At 73.3% G+C, this 15,948-nt stretch carries 17 protein-coding genes; 10 read left to right on the top strand and 7 right to left on the bottom strand.

Annotated features, from left to right (window positions below; translation table 11 throughout):
* Window positions 1–42 precede the first annotated feature (42 nt).
* A complete protein-coding gene (locus tag ACFV18_RS00085; RefSeq protein WP_380477865.1) occupies window positions 43–921 on the top strand; it encodes a methyltransferase domain-containing protein in 879 nt (292 codons plus the stop codon).
* Window positions 922–1,382: 461 nt separating this feature from the next.
* Window positions 1,383–1,670, top strand: coding sequence for an antibiotic biosynthesis monooxygenase (locus tag ACFV18_RS00080; protein ID WP_380477863.1), 288 nt, complete (start codon window positions 1,383–1,385; stop codon window positions 1,668–1,670).
* A gap of 83 nt (window positions 1,671–1,753) precedes the next feature.
* Here the strand turns inward: ACFV18_RS00080 and ACFV18_RS00075 are convergent, their stop codons facing one another.
* The gene (locus tag ACFV18_RS00075) at window positions 1,754–2,626 is read right to left on the bottom strand and encodes a S1 family peptidase (RefSeq protein ID WP_380477861.1); all 873 of its coding nucleotides are present in this window, start codon (window positions 2,624–2,626) and stop codon (window positions 1,754–1,756) included.
* 249 nt (window positions 2,627–2,875) lie between these two features.
* Between ACFV18_RS00075 and ACFV18_RS00070 the strand changes: the two genes are divergently transcribed.
* Window positions 2,876–3,412: a PadR family transcriptional regulator gene (locus ACFV18_RS00070; protein WP_380477859.1), complete on the top strand. Its 537-nt coding sequence runs from the start codon at window positions 2,876–2,878 to the stop codon at window positions 3,410–3,412.
* Between the two features lie 7 nt (window positions 3,413–3,419).
* Here the strand turns inward: ACFV18_RS00070 and ACFV18_RS00065 are convergent, their stop codons facing one another.
* Window positions 3,420–4,073 carry a TNT domain-containing protein gene (locus ACFV18_RS00065; protein ID WP_380477857.1) on the bottom strand — a complete coding sequence of 218 codons (654 nt, stop codon included), beginning with the start codon at window positions 4,071–4,073 and terminating at the stop codon, window positions 3,420–3,422.
* 247 nt (window positions 4,074–4,320) lie between these two features.
* Here ACFV18_RS00065 and ACFV18_RS00060 point away from each other — a divergent pair, with 247 nt between their 5' ends.
* The 4 genes from ACFV18_RS00060 (at window position 4,321) to ACFV18_RS00045 (ending at window position 7,437) form a co-directional block, all read left to right on the top strand.
* A complete protein-coding gene (locus tag ACFV18_RS00060; RefSeq protein ID WP_380477855.1) occupies window positions 4,321–5,412 on the top strand; it encodes an LLM class flavin-dependent oxidoreductase in 1,092 nt (363 codons plus the stop codon).
* Complete coding sequence (locus ACFV18_RS00055; protein WP_380477853.1) at window positions 5,409–6,068, top strand: CE1759 family FMN reductase; 660 nt, start codon at window positions 5,409–5,411, stop codon at window positions 6,066–6,068. Before ACFV18_RS00060 ends, ACFV18_RS00055 begins: the two co-directional genes overlap by 4 nt.
* Window positions 6,069–6,184: 116 nt before the next feature.
* Window positions 6,185–6,493, top strand: coding sequence for a GNAT family N-acetyltransferase (locus ACFV18_RS00050; RefSeq protein ID WP_380477851.1), 309 nt, complete (start codon window positions 6,185–6,187; stop codon window positions 6,491–6,493).
* A gap of 137 nt (window positions 6,494–6,630) precedes the next feature.
* Window positions 6,631–7,437 (top strand): DUF1028 domain-containing protein, encoded by an 807-nt coding sequence (locus tag ACFV18_RS00045; protein ID WP_380477849.1) that lies wholly within the window; start codon window positions 6,631–6,633, stop codon window positions 7,435–7,437.
* A 98-nt stretch (window positions 7,438–7,535) separates the two neighbouring features.
* Here the strand turns inward: ACFV18_RS00045 and ACFV18_RS00040 are convergent, their stop codons facing one another.
* Window positions 7,536–8,687: a trans-sulfuration enzyme family protein gene (locus tag ACFV18_RS00040; RefSeq protein WP_380477848.1), complete on the bottom strand. Its 1,152-nt coding sequence runs from the start codon at window positions 8,685–8,687 to the stop codon at window positions 7,536–7,538.
* A gap of 112 nt (window positions 8,688–8,799) precedes the next feature.
* Here ACFV18_RS00040 and ACFV18_RS00035 point away from each other — a divergent pair, with 112 nt between their 5' ends.
* Window positions 8,800–9,279 (top strand): Lrp/AsnC family transcriptional regulator, encoded by a 480-nt coding sequence (locus ACFV18_RS00035; protein WP_380477846.1) that lies wholly within the window; start codon window positions 8,800–8,802, stop codon window positions 9,277–9,279.
* 193 nt (window positions 9,280–9,472) lie between these two features.
* On the opposite strand, the gene ACFV18_RS00030 is transcribed toward ACFV18_RS00035, so the two are convergent.
* Window positions 9,473–10,648 carry an alpha/beta hydrolase family protein gene (locus tag ACFV18_RS00030; RefSeq protein ID WP_380477844.1) on the bottom strand — a complete coding sequence of 392 codons (1,176 nt, stop codon included), beginning with the start codon at window positions 10,646–10,648 and terminating at the stop codon, window positions 9,473–9,475.
* Window positions 10,649–11,141: 493 nt separating this feature from the next.
* Here ACFV18_RS00030 and ACFV18_RS00025 point away from each other — a divergent pair, with 493 nt between their 5' ends.
* Complete coding sequence (locus ACFV18_RS00025) at window positions 11,142–11,576, top strand: ATP-binding protein (RefSeq protein ID WP_380477842.1); 435 nt, start codon at window positions 11,142–11,144, stop codon at window positions 11,574–11,576.
* 155 nt (window positions 11,577–11,731) lie between these two features.
* On the opposite strand, the gene ACFV18_RS00020 is transcribed toward ACFV18_RS00025, so the two are convergent.
* Window positions 11,732–12,895 carry an alpha-hydroxy-acid oxidizing protein gene (locus ACFV18_RS00020; RefSeq protein WP_380477840.1) on the bottom strand — a complete coding sequence of 388 codons (1,164 nt, stop codon included), beginning with the start codon at window positions 12,893–12,895 and terminating at the stop codon, window positions 11,732–11,734.
* Window positions 12,896–12,943: 48 nt separating this feature from the next.
* Window positions 12,944–13,942, bottom strand: coding sequence for a LacI family DNA-binding transcriptional regulator (locus ACFV18_RS00015; RefSeq protein WP_380477838.1), 999 nt, complete (start codon window positions 13,940–13,942; stop codon window positions 12,944–12,946).
* 94 nt (window positions 13,943–14,036) lie between these two features.
* Here ACFV18_RS00015 and ACFV18_RS00010 point away from each other — a divergent pair, with 94 nt between their 5' ends.
* Window positions 14,037–14,948 (top strand): helix-turn-helix domain-containing protein, encoded by a 912-nt coding sequence (locus tag ACFV18_RS00010; protein WP_380477837.1) that lies wholly within the window; start codon window positions 14,037–14,039, stop codon window positions 14,946–14,948.
* 547 nt (window positions 14,949–15,495) lie between these two features.
* Here ACFV18_RS00010 and ACFV18_RS00005 read toward each other — a convergent pair.
* Entirely contained in the window at window positions 15,496–15,903 is a 408-nt protein-coding gene (locus tag ACFV18_RS00005; protein WP_380478296.1) for an HIT family protein, read from the bottom strand.
* Window positions 15,904–15,948: the final 45 nt, after the last annotated feature.

The raw sequence follows: 15,948 nt of genomic DNA, 5'->3' as shown, positions 1-15,948 counted from the left end.
CGATCATGGCGCCTGTGGCCCAAGAAGGTTGACCATGGAGTCATGACTTCCACGCCCCGCCCGCCGCACGGCGATGGCCGACCGGATCCCACTGCCAGGACCACCACGCCCGACGGGGAGTCCGCTCCCGCCCGCGGGTACCTGCTGGACAACGCGCGTGCCGAGGCGGGTGAGCGATTCGTCTGGCTGGCCGAGCTGTTCGACGGTGTGACGCGCGGACACTTCGAGCGGTTGGGGGTCGGGGCCGGTTCGCGCTGCTGGGAGGTGGGGGCCGGTGGCCCCGGCATCCCGGAGGCGCTCGCGGCGGCCGTCGGCCCGACCGGGCACGTGCTGGCCACGGACATCGACCCGTCGTGGCTGAAGACCGGCGAGGGGTACGAGGTGCGCAAGCACGACGTCGTCGCTGATCCGCCCCCGGAGCCGGGGACGTTCGACCTGGTGCACGCCCGGCTCGTGCTGGTCCATGTACCCGACCGGGCCCGGGCGTTGGCCACGATGGTGGCAGCGCTGAAGCCCGGCGGCTGGCTGCTGATCGAGGACGCCGACACCGCCCTGCAACCACTGGCCTGCCTGGACGAGAGCGGCCCCGCACAGCGGCGGGCCAACCGACTGCGCGACGCCGTCCGGGAACTGCTGGCACGCCGGGGCGCCGACCTGCGCTACGGCCGGACACTGCCACGGGCGCTGCGCGAGGCCGGCCTGGTGGACGTCGCCGCCTCGGGCACCTTCCCGGTCGGCGGCCCGGCCTGCGACCGGCTGGAGGCCGCGACCATCCGCCACGTGCGCGGGGAACTGCTCGCGGCCGGCCTGACCGACGACGCCGAGATCGACGCACACCTGGCCGCCATCGCCGCGGGCGAACTCGACCTGACACTCGCACCGCTCATCTCGGCCTGGGGACGCCGCCCGGCAGCCGGTTAGGCACGGATCCAGGCGCTGCCCGACCTGCCCGACTTGCCCGCAGCGCCGTTCGCCGAGGGACACCGGGCACCGTCGTCCGAGCGGAGGGCGGTGCCCGCCGGCGCATCGTCCCCGCGTCCGGCCGCGCCCGGCCTCCGCGAGCGGGCTGCGGGCCTCGACTTCGCCGTCCGCCACTGGGCACGGCGAGGCGGCGCAGGCGCGGGTGCGAGGTGACCCTGGCGCACCCGCGCTGCCCGAGGCCGACGCCCGCGCCCCCCGAAACCGGCACCCACTCCGCCCGAAACCGGCACCCACTCCGCCCGAGGCCGGCGCCAACAAGCCCTCCCCGCCCCGCTTTTCGCGCGGTGAGCGCACTCGGCCCGTCGCGTGGTCCACTTCACAGGCCCGCCCGTTGTGCGGTGGCGTACAGCGCGCCTAAGCTCTCGTTATACGCAGTCGCACAATGCGAGAAGGGCATCGCCATGTCGTTCGGTTTCATCGCGTTCCACTACCCGAAGCCGGAGTACGTCGAGGAGTTCGTCGGCCGCTGCCACCAGGTCCGTGCAGTGCTGGGCAAGCAGCCGGGGCTTCTGCGGGTCGAGGTCTGGGTCACCCCCGAGGGCGACGCCGTCGTCACCACGGGCGCGTTCGAGTCCCAGCAGGCGTTCCAGGACGCGTTCGCCGCCGTGGGCCGCGAGTGCGGTGAGGCGGTGGTGTTCGACGAGCGCGAGGTGAAGCCCCGCGAGGTCCACGCCCTGTTGTCGCGCTGAGCGGCGGCCGGGCCGGCGGACGCCGTCACGCCGCAGCCCCTTCGGCCTGCCGGTCCGAGGGGGCTGCGGGCATGTGCGGTGCGTCAGTACAGCGAGACGCCGTACGCCGCGGCCGCCGCCGTGACGGGCTGGAAGAACGTGGTGCCGCCGGTGGTGCAGTTGCCGCTGCCGCCGGAGGTGAGGCCGAGGGCCTTGGTGCCGTCGTAGAGGGGGCCGCCGGAGTCGCCGCCCTCGGCGCAGACGTTGGTCTGGATCAGGCCGCGGACCGTGCTGCCGTCGGAGTAGCGGACGGTGGTGTTCAGGGCGGTGACGGTGCCGCCGTGGGTGCCGGTGGTGGAGCCGGTGCGCTTGACGGACTCGCCGACGTACGCGCTGGCCGCCGAGTAGCCGCCGGGGTGGCTGGCCGAGGCGCTGCTGTACTTCACCAGCGCGTAGTCGGTGCCCGGGAAGTTGGAGCTGACGGTGGTTCCGACCGTGGTGGTCTGGCCGGAGTTGCTGTACCAGGTGCCGGCGAGGTTGCCGCAGTGCCCGGCGGTCAGGAAGTAGTAGACGCCGCCCTTGACCACGTTGAAGCCCAGCGAACACCGGTAGCCGCCACCGTAGATGGCCGCGCCGGCCGAAAGCAGCGGGTTGAACGTTCCTGCTGTGCGCTCGATCCTGAGGTGCTGCGTCCCGGCGGCCTTGCCGAGCTTGGCGAGCGCGGCGGGGCTGACGCTGCTGTCGGCCGTCACGACGACCTGGCCGGTGGCCTGGTCGGTGTGCCAGGCGATGCCGTTGACCCCGGTCTGCTCGACCGCGTTGCTGACCTGGGCCAGCGTGCCGGCGTCGGCAGCGGGGGCGGCCGCGATCGCGCTCGGCGCCGCGAGGGCGGTCGCCGCGGCGAGGGCGACGGTGACGGCGAGCAGGCGTCCGCGGGTGCGGGACGGGGGCGTGGGGGTGGTGCGCGTGGTCCTCACAGTTCTCCTCCTGAGGGGTGGGGGAGGCCCGGACAACTGACGGGCCGTGAGGCGCGGGCAGGCGGAGATCGCGGACCGGTCGACTCCCGGCCCCAGTTCTGATCTGCCCCTGACAAGCGCTATCCGGGAGTATTTCGCCAGGAGTTGGAGCGGCACAAGACCCCCGACCGCGCTTTCCCGACGCCCCCATCGCTGCCCACCGCGGCGCCGAGGCATGCGCGGCGACGCGCGGCCCGTACGATCGGCCGCATGTCACTGCCGCACGCGATCCTCACCGCCCTGCTGGAGAAGCCGTCCTCGGGGCTGGAGTTGACCCGGCGGTTCGACCGGTCGATCGGGTTCTTCTGGTCGGCGACGCACCAGCAGATCTACCGCGAGCTGGGGCGGCTGGAACGCGAGGGGCTGGTGCGGGCCTCGGGGCCGGGGGTGGGGCGCGGGCAGCGCAAGGAGTACGAGGTGCTGCCGGCGGGGCGGGAGCGGCTGCGCGAGTGGGTCGGGCAGGCGCAGGACCCGAAGCCGATCCGGGACCCGCTGCTGCTGCGGCTGCGCGCCGCGGCGGTGCTCGGCGTGGACGGCCTGGAGGCGGAGCTGGCGCGCCACCGGGAGCTGCACCGGGCCCAGTTGGCGGAGTACCTGGAGATCGAGGCCCGCGACTTCCCGCCGGAGCGGGCGGAGACGGAGAACCGCCTGCAGCACACGGTGCTGCAGGCGGGCATCCAGCTGGAGTCGTTCTGGCTGGCCTGGCTCGACCAGGCCCTGAACGGGATTCCGGAAGCGAAGAGTTGAGCCCGGCTCAGACCAGCCGCTCCAGGTAGCCGTTGGTCACCAGCCAGCCGACGTTGATCCGCTCCGGCGCCCCGGGCACCAGCGCGGCGTCCAGCTGGTACTGGAGGCCGAGGCCGGGCTGCCCGAACCAGGGGGCGATCGGGCCGGAGTGCACGGTGAACGCCTTCAGCACCCGGTAGTCGTGGTAGTTGCAGCCCGCCGCCGGGTTGCCGTCGAGGCTGGACGGCGGGATCGAGCGGGTGGCGTACGGCAGGCCCTCGGGGGCGAGGAAGGAGCCGTACTCGCTGCCGTAGCGGTCGATCGCCTGGCCGGGGCTGAGGGTGGTGTTGTACTCGATGGGGGTGCCGTCGGGCGTCAGCAGGTAGCCGTTGGACGGCGGGTACTTCCAGCTGCCGGCCGCGCTGTCGTAGTACGTGTTCAGGAACTGCTGCTCGCTCATCAGCCCGGTGCGCAGGTAGCCGATCAGCTGGTGGCCGACCGCTCCGGCGTTGGGCAGCTGGGCGGGGCCGAGCCGGGAGTCGCCGTGCTGGAAATCGGCGGAGCACTCGGTGGTGACGGTGATCCGCAGCTCGGTGGGGGTCGCGGCGGACGCGACCGGCGCGGCGGTGGCGAGCAGGGCGACGGTGGCGACGAGCGGGGCGAGGAACTGGCGCAGGCGCACGGACACTCCGGTGGGAGGTGGACGGCAGGGAGGGCGCAGCGGCGCGGCCGGTGACGGTCCGCGCCCGAAGGCGTGCATCAGGTAAGCGGAATGCCTGACCATCAGTCAACTCTGCGTGTCCGATCAGCTGCCGAGAGTGTCGGCGTTTCGGTCAGCCGAGGGGGAATCCTGGCGGGAATAGGGCAGGGTGGCGTCTCGTTGCAGCGAGTGGTTGAATGTTGAATCAACCAAGAGGGAGTTGAGCGCGGTGCAGTTCGGCATTTTCAGCGTCGGCGACGTGACCACCGACCCGACCACCGGTCGGACCCCCAGCGAGGGGGAGCGGATCAAGGCGATGGTCGCCATCGCGCTCAAGGCGGAGGAGGTCGGCCTCGACGTCTTCGCCACCGGCGAGCACCACAACCCGCCGTTCGTGCCGTCCTCGCCGACCACCATGCTCGGCTGGATCGCGGCGAAGACCGAGCGGATCGTGCTCTCCACCGCGACCACGCTGATCACCACCAACGACCCGGTGAAGATCGCCGAGGACTACGCGATGCTCCAGCACGTCGCCGACGGCCGGGTCGATCTGATGCTCGGCCGCGGCAACACCGGCCCGGTCTACCCGTGGTTCGGCAAGGACATCCGCCAGGGCATCCCGCTCGCCATCGAGAACTACGCGCTGCTGCACCAGCTCTGGCGCGAGGAGAACGTCGACTGGCAGGGCCGCTTCCGCACCCCGCTGCAGTCCTTCACCTCCACCCCGCGCCCGCTCGACGACACCCCGCCGTTCGTCTGGCACGGCTCCATCCGCAGCCCCGAGATCGCCGAACAGGCCGCCTACTACGGCGACGGCTTCTTCGCCAACAACATCTTCTGGCCCAAGGAACACTTCCAGCGCCTGGTCGACCTCTACCGGACCCGCTACGCCCACTACGGCCACGGCACCCCCGAGCAGGCGATCGTCGGCCTCGGCGGGCAGGTTTTCATGCGCAAGAACTCCCAGGACGCCGTACGGGAGTTCCGCCCGTACTTCGACAACGCCCCGGTCTACGGCCACGGGCCCTCGCTGGAGGAGTTCACCGAGCAGACCCCGCTCACCGTCGGCAGCCCGCAGGAGGTCATCGAGAAGACCCTGACCTTCCGCGAGACCTTCGGCGACTACCAGCGCCAGCTGTTCCTGATGGACCACGCCGGCCTGCCGCTGAAGACCGTCCTGGAGCAACTCGACCTGCTCGGCGAGGAGGTCGTTCCCGTGCTGCGCAAGGAGTTCGCCAAGAATCGCCCCGCCGAGGTCCCCGACGGGCCCACCCACGCCGCGCTGGTGGCGGCACGTCGGAGCGGAGAGGTCGCCAAGTGAGCGCGCTGAAACTGGTCGTGGTGACGGCCGGACTCTCCGTCCCCTCCTCCACCCGGCTGCTCGCCGACCGCCTGGTTGGCGCCGCCGCCCGCGAACTGGGCGCCACCACCGGCGAACCGGGCGCCGCCGCCCGTGAACCGGGCGATGCCGGACGGGAGGTGGACGTCCGGGTGGTCGAACTGCGGGAACTCGCCCGGGACATCGCCGACAACCTGATCACCGGCTTCCCGCCGCCCGCGCTGCGCGACGCCGTCCGGGCGGTCGAGGAGGCGGACGGCCTGATCGCCGTCACGCCGATCTTCTCGGCCTCCTACAGCGGCCTGTTCAAGTCCTTCGTCGACGTCCTCGGCAAGGACGCGCTGACCGGCACGCCCGTGCTGATCGCCGCCACCGGTGGCACCGCCCGGCACAGCCTCGCCCTCGAACACGCGATGCGTCCGCTCTTCGCCCACCTGCGTGCCGTGGTCGTCCCCACCGCGGTCTTCGCCGCCTCTGAGGACTGGGGCGCGAACGGGGCCGACGGCTCGCTCGCCGGCCGGATCGACCGCGCCGCCCGCGAACTCGCGGCCCTGCTGGCCGGGCGGCCCGCCGCGACCCGGCAGGCCGAGCAGGTTGTGCCCTTCGAGCAACAACTCGCTGCGCTGCGAGCACACTGACGGGCCACCGCGCCCGTATCTTGCGACGAGCCCCCGGCGACCCGAGCCCCGGCAAGCCCCGAGGCCCGGCAAGCCCCAAGACCCCAGGAACCCCCGAGAACGAGGAGCAGCGCCCGATGGAACCCCAGGTCACCGACAACACCGAGCAGTCCCGCTTCGAGATCAGCACCGACGCCGGACTGGCCGGATTCGCCGAGTACCAGCTCCGCGACGGCGGGCGGATCGCCTTCGTCCACACCGTCATCGACCCGGCCTTCGGGGGCCAGGGCCTGGGCGGCAAGCTGGCCCGCGCCGTCCTCGACACGGCGCGCGAGCGCGGCCTGGGCGTGCTGCCGTACTGCCCGTTCATCCGCGGCTGGATCGCCAAGCACCCCGAGTACGTCGACCTGGTGCCCGCCGACAAGCGCGCCAAGTTCGATCTCTGAGCCGTCGCGCGGACGACGGACGGCGGGTGCCGGGGACGAGACCGGCACCCGCCGTGGGACTTGCGGGACTTGACGGAATGTGTCGAACCGGGATTCACCGTGGACGAAAGGTTCCGGCAGAGCTATCGTCGCCCGTCGTGACCTTCTCCATCGTCGCTCGGCACGGAAACGCCTATGGCGTGGCCGTGGCCAGCAAGTTCCTCGCCGTCGGCGCCCTCGTTCCCGCCGCCGAGACCGGCACCGGCGCCCTCGCCACCCAGGCCTGGGCCAACCTCGCCTACCGCCCGCAGGGCATGGCCATGCTGCGCAGCGGCGCCTCGCCCGCCGACACCGTCGCGGCGCTGCTCGCCGCCGACGGCGGCCGGGTGCACCGCCAGCTCGGCGTGGTCGGCCCCGAGAGCGCCGTCAGCTGGACCGGCGAGGAGTGCCTGCCCTGGGCGGGCGGCGTGGCCGGCCAGGACTACGCGATCCAGGGCAACATCCTCGCCGGGCCCGAGGTGGTCCGCGACATGGAGTCCGCTTGGCTGGCCTCCGCCGAACTCCCGCTCGCCGACCGGCTGTTGGCCGCCCTCGCGGCGGGCGACGCGGCCGGTGGCGACTCCCGCGGCCGGCAGAGCGCCGCGCTGTACGCGGTCGAGCCCGGCAAGGGCGTCGGCGGCTGGGGCGACACCTCGCACGACCTGCGGGTCGAGGACCACCCGGACCCGGTCGGCGAACTGCGCCGCCTGCTCGCCCTGCACGAGATCCTGCACGGCACCCCGGACCCGGACTCGCTGCTGGCGCTCGACGGTGAACTCGCCGACGAGGTCGCCGCGTTGCTCGCCGCGCTCGGCCACGACGACCTCGACCGCTGGGCCGGGGTGGAGAACCTCGAGGGCCGCCTGGTCGCGGGCCGCATCGACCCGCTGGTGCTGAACCACCTGCGCACGGTCGCCGCGAGCTGATCCGGTCCCGGCCCGGCCGGGGCGTCAACTCCCCGGTGGCCGCCACCTCGTGCGGATCGATCGGCACGTGGTGGGCGGCCGCGGGGGAGCCGCCCCTGCTACCGGAGCAGCGCCTTGGCGAGGTCCGCCTCCAGGTCGGCCGGGTCCTCCAGGCCGACCGACAGGCGCAGCAGCGCGGGGACGGGCTTGTGGGCGGCGGCGACCGGGCGGTGGGTGAGCGAGGCCGGGTGCTGGATCAGGGTGTCCACGCCGCCGAGCGAGACCGCGTGGGTGATCAGCTCGCAGCGCTCGGCGATCGCCGCCGCGTGCTCGAAGCCGCCCGCCGCCTCGAACGCCAAGGTGCTTCCGCCGCCGAGGAGTTGACGTCCCAGCAGCGGGGAGCCGGAGCGCCCGGGGTAGTGCACGGCCGTCACCTCGGGCTGCTCGGCCAGCCAGTCGGCGAGCCGGGCGGCGCTCGCCGAGGCGGCGCGGACCCGCAGCGGCAGGGTCTGCAGGCCGCGGTGCAGCAGGTAGCCGGCCAGCGGGTGCAGGATCGCGCCGGTGACGGCGCGGACCCGGCGCAGCCGCTCGGCCCACTCGGTGGTGCAGGCAACCGCGCCGGCCAGCACGTCGCCGTGGCCGCCGATCGACTTGGTCGCGGAGTGCAGCACCAGCGCGGCGCCGAACTCGGCGGGGCGCTGCAGCACCGGAGTGGCGAAGGTGTTGTCGACCAACAGCGGTGCGTCGCCGCACTGTTGGGCGATCGCGGCCAGGTCGACCAGGTCCAGGGTGGGATTGCCGGGCGTCTCCACCAGGACGAGCCCGGTGTCGGCGCGGACGGCGTCGGCGACGGTGCCGGGGGTGGCCCAGGTGACTTCGGTGCCGAGCAGTCCGGAGTCCAGCAGGTGGTCCGAGCCGCCGTACAGCGGGCGCACCGCGACCACGTGCCGGCGGCCCTCCGCGGCGGCGGCCAGCAGGCAGGCGGTGAGCGCGGCCATGCCGGAGGAGAAGGCCACCGCCTGGGCGCAGCCCTCCAGTTCGGCCAGCGCCTGCTCGAAGCGGGCGACGGTGGGGTTCCACAGCCGCTGGTAGACCAGCCCGCCCTCGGCGGGCGGCCGTCCGCCGGTGGCCAGCGCCTGGTAGGCGTCGCCGCCGGCGGCGAGGTCCGGCACGGGGTAGGTGGTGGACAGGTCGAGCGGGGGGACGTGCGTGCCGAGGCCGGCGAGGTCGTCGCGGCCGGCGTGCACGGCTCTGGTGTCGAGTCGGCTCATGGCCGTTGATGGTGAACTTGCCGCCGGGCGAAGGCCAGAGCGGTAATCGATCATTCGGTAGGGGCCGGGTGCGGTCTTGCGAATGTTCGACGCGGGCCGCCAGGCTGGTGCCGTGCCGAACATTCCACGGGCCCGCGCGGCGCTGGACGAGACCGACCGGGCGATCGTCCGGGCGCTGCTGGCGAACGCCCGGATGGCCAACAACGCGCTGGCCGAGCTGGTCGGGATCGCCCCGTCCACCTGCCTGACCCGGGTGCGGGCGCTGCGCGAGCGCGGGGTGATCCGCGGCTACCACGCGGAGGTGGACCTGCCGGCCGTCGGGCTGCCGCTGCAGGCGATGATCTCGGTGCGGCTGCGGGCGCACACCCGGGAGCAGAACGGCAGCTTCCGCGCTGCCGCGCCGGACCTGCCCGGAGTGCTGGCGGTCTTCCACATGGCGGGCAGCGAGGACTACCTGCTGCACGTGGCAGTGGCCGACCCGGAGGCACTGCGCTGCTTCGTGGTGGAGCACCTGACGACCCACCCGGCGGTGGCGCAGACCCGCACCAACCTGGTGTTCGAGCGGATCCCGGGTACCGCGCCCGCGATCTGACGCCGGCCGGGGCCTGTCCGATCGATCGTGTCGGCCGCCAAGCCCAGGAGAAGCAGCTCAAGGAACTCATGACATTCCGACAGCTGGCCCTCTCCCGGCTCGCCGCTCAGCACCTGGAGATCGAACGTCTACCTGCCCAGTACGCAACACGGGCGCAGGCCCCCGCCCAAGCGGTCACGCAACTGCTGCCTGGCTAGTGCTGGAAGAGGACTTCCGGATTGTTCGGCGAGGGGCCGTCCAGCAGCGGACTGTGGATCCTCTTCAGCGTCTGGTCGAAGAACGCCGTCACGTACTCACGCGTGATCACGATTCCACGTTCGGAGTCGAGGGGCGGCGTCGGGAACCCGGCCTGCTCCAGAAGCACGTTCAGGTCGCTGAAGCTGAGGTGGTCGGCGCCGGCGACCGTCAGCCACTTCTTGTAGCCGCCGAGGGCGGCCCAGGGGCGCTCCCAATCGGTGTTGGTGGTCGTACCCAGCATGAGGAACGGCCGGTTGATCTGGCCGGGCGTCGGCTCCGGGTGGAAGGTGCCGTCCATGTTCACTCCGGCCCGTACTCGCGGGTCGGCGATCATCGTGGTGGCGGCCGCCGCTCCGCCGATGGAGTGTCCGGCCATGCCTATCTCGTGCTTGTCGATGAGGTGTGCCAGGCGCCACGCGGTATTGCCATGCGTCAACTGGTCGATCAAGAAGGACATGTCCAGCGCGCGGTTGGCGGGGATGGAGTTGATCCGCGTCGGGTCACCGCAGATCGCGCACGGCGACGTCTGGCCGTTCGCCAGCGTCTCGCCGCTGTCCTCGTAGGTGTCGCCGACGAGCGCGACGACGTAGCCGTGACTGGCCAGGTCGGTCGCGAGCGCCGTGAGCGTGATGCGCGGGTCCTCGTACGCGGGTGAGAGGACCACCAGCGGATACTTGCCGCGCTGCGGCCGCGCGCCGTCGAAGGCGTGAGTGGTGACGCTGGAAAGGGTCTGCGGGGTGACGCCGGAGCTCGCCGGCAAATTCTGCCGCTGGACGATTCCGGCTGCCTCGCCGAGGGTCATGTAAGGGGCCGGAGTCCCGGTCCCGGGGACGGCCGGGTAGACCATCGTGACGGTCAGTTGGCGGGGGCCGGACGACGGCACCCATGGGTCGAGACGGCTCGTGTCGGTGAGGTGGATGACCTCCTCGCCGGCGGCGTAGGGGCCGGTCGGCGCGGGGAGCGCGCCCTGGAAGGACCGCGGGGGCGCGGCAACAGCTGTGGCGGCGGTCGCGTGCACGGTGGAGGGCGGGGCCGTGGCGGCGAGTCCGGTGCCGGTCGCGGCCACTGATACGGCGAGACCCAGGATTGCGACAGCGCTGATACGGCGCTTGCGGTTCGAGGTGGTGTTCATGGGCACGATCCTGCCCGGTTCCGCCCTGACGCTCGATCATGCAGGCTTCCGTCTTGAGGGTGGTGCTGGATACACCCCCGAGATCCCCCACTTCGCGCCCGGCCGGGAGTGCCGGCGAACCGTCCTCGTACTGGGTGTACTTGGATGGTTTGCCGGTGCTTCCGTGGGGTCACCTCCTGGCCCGCCAGGGCTGGGGGTGGGGGCAGCCAGGGCTGGGGGCGGATGATCCGGCGTCGCGCGCCCGGCAAGATCGGCCGGGCAGGCCCTAACACACGCCGTCGGTCCGACCCGGCCTCAGGGGCCGAGCGGGGGTGGCGAGTTGTGGCCACTGTCCACCATCCGCCGCCGCATCCGGGGCCTTTCGGCCTTACCGTACTGGTTAACGGTAATCTGTCCGGTCCCTCCGGACGGGGCAGGGCTGCCGAGCCCCGACGCGGCCGCACGACGGCGCTCCCGCTCCGACCCGGTCGCCCCCGCTGTGAAGGGACCGACCATGGCTGTCGCGGACCCACCCCTGACCGTGCGGTACTGCCTGAGCCTGGCGACCGTGCCCGCGTCCGTGCCCGAGGCGCGTCGCAGTGTGCGCGCCGAACTGGCCGCCCGCGGCCTGGACGCGGACCATCCGCTGACCGACACCGTGCTGCTGGTGGTCAGCGAACTGGTCACCAACACGGTCCGGCACGCGGCCGTGCGATCGCCCCGCACCACACTCCAACTCGACTTCGAGGCAGATGAGTTGACGGTCCGGGTGCACGACCGGCACCCGCACTGCCCGCACCGCCCGCAGGCGCCGCACCCGGACGGCAGCGGCGGCTGGGGCCTGAACCTGGTGCACGAGCTGGCGCAGCTCGCCGGTGGCGGTACCGCGACGCTGGCCGATCCGGACGGCGGCGGCAAGACCATGGTGGTGCGGTTGCCGCTCTGTTGACGCGCCGGGGGAAGCCGGCGCGGGGCCGGCGCCGTGTCCCGGCGGGCGCCGGTTGGGAAGACGATCGGAGGACGACCCCGCCCGCCCCACTCTGCTGCATGCACTCCGTTATTGCAAGTGACTCGCAATAAGCCCGGCGGTGCGCGCACCGGCCCTCAGCAGCGACGCAGCGCCCCCGGCACCCGCAGCGACTCCAGCGACGGACAGCCGTCCACCGCCATCAGCAGATCCGCCTCCGCCAGCAGCGACCGCAGCACATGCACCACCCCGGCCTCGCCGCCCAGCGCCAGCCCGTACACGTACGGCCGGCCCACCCCGACCGCCGTCGCACCCAGCGCCAGCGCCTTCACCACGTCCGCGCCGCTGCGCACACCCGAGTCGAACAGCACCGGCAGGCCGTCCGCCGCCGCCACCACCTCGGCCAGCGACTCCAGCGCCGGCAGCCCGCCGTTCGCCTGCCGGCCGCCGTGGTTGGAGCAGTAGATCCCGTCCACGCCCGCGTCCTTCGCCCGCCGGACGTCCTCCGGGTGGCACAGGCCCTTCAGGATCAGCGGCAGCGAGGTCAGCGAACGCAGCCACGGCAGATCGTCCCAGGTCAACGGGTTGCCGAAGATCTGCACCCAGTCCATCACCGCGCCGCGCGGATCCCCGTCCGGGTCCTGGAGACGGGCCCGGAACACCGGGTCCGAGGTGTAGTTCGCCAGACAGTGCCCGCGCAGCTGCGGGAAACTCCCACTGCCCAGGTCACGCGGCCGCCAGCCCGTCACCCAGGTGTCCAGCGTCACCACGATGCCCCTGAACCCGGCCGCCTCCGCCCGGTGCACCAGCGACTCCGCAAGCGCCCGGTCGGTGGGCGTGTACAGCTGGAAGAAGCCCGGCGTGCCGCCCAGTTCCGCCGCCACCTGCTCCATCGGGTCCACCGACAGCGTCGACGCCACCATCGGCACCCCCGTACGGGCCGCCGCCCGGGCCGTCGCCAGATCCCCGTGCCCGTCCGGCGCGCACAACCCCAGCACCCCGACCGGGGCCAGGAACAGCGGCGACGCCAGCTCCAGACCGAACAGATCCACCCGCAGGTCCCGCTCCTTCGCGCCCACCAGCATCCGCGGCACCAGCCCCCAGCGCTCGAACGCCGCGACGTTCGCCCGCTGGGTGAGCTCGTCACCCGCGCCGCCCGCCACGTACGACCACAGGTCCGGCGCCAACGCCTGCTGCGCCCGCTCCGCCAGGCCCGCGAACGTCATCGGGTACTTCGGCGCGACACCGAACAGCGCCTCGAAGTAGATCTCGTTCTGGTAGTCGCCGAACTGCGGGGCCATCCGCGCTCCTCGAGGTGGTGATCGATGGTGGCGGCCACCCTCCATCCGCTACCGGCAGACGGTCAAGGGGGTGCCGCGCAGCACCAGCCGGGTCGGAACGGTCTCGGTGCGCGGCGGCGTCGCGTCCCCGTCCAGCCGGGCCAGCGCCAGCCGCACCGCCGCCGCACCCAACTCCGCCGGGGCCTGCGCGACCGCCGACAGCGGCGGATCCAGCACCTCCGCGAGCGGCAGATCGTCGAACGCCAGCAGCGCGACCTCGCGACGGCCCGCCCGGCCCAGCGCCAGCACCGCACCCGTCGCCGCGCTCAGATGGGACGCGAACAGCGCCGTCGGCGCGTCCGGCAGCGCCAGCAGCCGCAGCACCGCACGCTCCGCGTCCGCCGCCGTGCGGGCCTCCGCGACAAGTGCGTCATCGGGAGTGACGCCCGCCTCCGTCAGCGCGTCCCGGTAACCCGCCAGGCGCTCCCGGCGGGTGTACAGCTCCGGCGGCAGATCACCCAGGAACGCCACCCGGCGATGCCCCGCGCCCAGCAGATGGGCCACGCCCTCGCGGGCGCCCGCCCGGTTCGAGGACAGCACACAGTCCGCGTCCGGCCCCGGCCGGTCCACGAACACCAACGGCACCCCCGCCGCCCGGGCCTGCGCCAACGCCTCCCCGCCCGCCGCCGGCACCACCAGCAGCGCGGCCGTCCGACGCGCCAGAAAGACGCCCACCACCTCCGCCTCGCGCACCGGATCACCGGCCGAACACCCCAGCAGCACCGTCAGCCCACGCGCCCGCGCCGCCTCCTCCACCCCGCCCGCCAGCGCCCCGAAGAACGGATTGCCCAGATCCGGCACCACCAGCCCCACCGTCGAATCCGGGCCGCCCGTCCGGATACTGCGCGCCAACAGGTTCGGCCGAAAGCCCGTCTGCCGGATCACCGCCAGCACCCGCTCCCGGGTCGCCGCCGCCACCGGCCCGTCCCCGTTCACCACCCGCGACACCGTCTTCGCACTCACCCCCGCCTCCCTCGCCACATCGTGCAAAGTCGAACGCCGCTCCATCCCCGTACCCCTCCCGTCCCGTTGCCCCACCGACCGTACCGCCGCCCTCCCGGCGGAAGATCCACCGGAGGTAGCCTGGCTGCGGGTGGTGACCATGCGAGCCAGCGACAACCCGACGTCCGGGACGACGATCCCCGAGGTCCCCTTCGCCGCGCCACCCGGCGCACCGACCGGCGTCGAAGTGATGACCCTCGCCGAACTGCGCGCCCGCCGCGCCACCGCCACCGACCGCGCCTTCCACCGCCCCCAGCGGCCCGCCTTCCACCACCTGCTCACCCTCGACCGCGGCACCCTCCACCACACCGTCGACTTCACCGAACACGCCGTCCACCCCGGCAGCTGGCTCTGGGTCCGGCCCGGACAGGTCCAGCAGTGGGGCGAACTCGGCGACGCCGACGGCACCCTCGTCCTCTTCGAACCCGGCTTCCCCGACCCCGCGACAGTCGCCGCCGCCCACCTCGACGACCCGTTCGCCGCCGCCGTCCTGCACACCACCGGCACCTCCCGCGACGCCCTGCGGCACGCGCTGCGCCACCTCCAACAGGAATACGCCGCCGGCGCCGACCTGCCCGCCGACATCCACCACGCCCTGCTCCGCCACCTGCTCGCCGCACTCCTGCTGCGCCTCGCCAACCCCGCGACCCCCTGCGGGACCACCACCGCCGAACCCGGCGAGACCTACCGCCGCTTCCGGCACGCCGTCGAACACCACTTCACCCGCACCCGCCGCGTCGAGGACTACGCAAAAGCCCTCGGCTACTCCCCGCGCACCCTCTCCCGCGCCACCCTCGCCGCCGCGGGCGTCGGCGCCAAGGAATTCGTCGACCGCCGCGTCGTCCTCGAAGCCAAACGCCTCCTCGCCCACAGCGACACCCCCGCCGCCCGCATAGCCGACCACCTCGGCTTCGCCGACGCCGCGAATTTCGCCAAGTTCTTCCACCAACGCACCGGCACCACCCCCATCGCCTTCCGCACCACAGTCCGAGGCACCACAGACGAGACGTAACCGGCCCCCGGTAGGGGCGCGCCTCCGCCGGGGGAAGGGGGAGTTCGGAGGATCGCGCGACGTCCGCACGGCGGTCCGGCGAAGCGCGGACGAGGCGCAACGGCCCCTGCCCGTGCGGCGTGGCCGGTTCGGCGGGGAGGGGGGTGCGCCTCCGGCGGGGGAGGGGGTGTCTGGGGGGATCGCGCGCCTTCTGCACGGCGGTCCGGCGAAGCGCGGACGAGACGTAACGACCCCCGCCCGTGCGGCGTGGCCGGTCCGGTGGACGGTGGGGTGCGCCTCCGGCGGGGAGGGGGTGTCCGGGGGGATCGAGCGACTTCCGCGCGGCGGTCCGGCGAAGCGTGGACGGGACGTGGTGGCACCCGCAACGCGGGCTGCCCGGTCGGTGGTGGCGGCGCTTCCGGCCTGCAGCCCTCGTTCCCGTGGCGTGGCCTGTCCGGTCGGTGGTGGGGTGGCGGCTCCGGTACTGCGGCCCTCGCTCGCGCAGCGTTGTCTTTGGTGCCCGACGGCGGTGGGGTGATCGGGTGGGGGGGTGGGCAGGGCCGTGGGGTCAGAGGGCGGAGCGGATGCGGGCCGCCGTCTCGCTCGCGTGAGCGGCGTCGCGGTAGTGGGTGCGGGGCCAGAAGAAGCCGCGCAGCCCGTCCTTGGGGTTGCGGGGCACGATGTGCGTGTGCAGGTGGGGGACGGACTGGCTGATCCGGTTGTTGGCCGCGACGAAGCTCCCGGCCGCGCCCGTGCCCCGCTCGACGGCGGCCGTCAGCAGCCGGACCCGCGTGTAGTAGGGGCCGGTCTCCGCGTCCGTGAGGTCGGTCAGGGTGGGGACGTGGCGGCGCGGGATCACCAGCAGGTGGCCGGGGAACAGCGGCCGGTGGTCGAGGAAGGCGAGGACGACTTCGTCGGCGAGGACGGTCTCGACCGGCACCTCGCCGGCCGCGACCCGGCAGAACAGGCAGTCCATCGCCCCATCATGGCGTCCGGGGGCGCGCCGGGCCCGGCCCGGCGC

Source organism: Kitasatospora sp. NPDC059673 (genome assembly GCF_042734215.1).
In the GTDB taxonomy this organism is placed as follows: Bacteria; Actinomycetota; Actinomycetes; order Streptomycetales; family Streptomycetaceae; genus Kitasatospora.
This window is presented reverse-complemented; position numbering and strand designations above follow the sequence as displayed.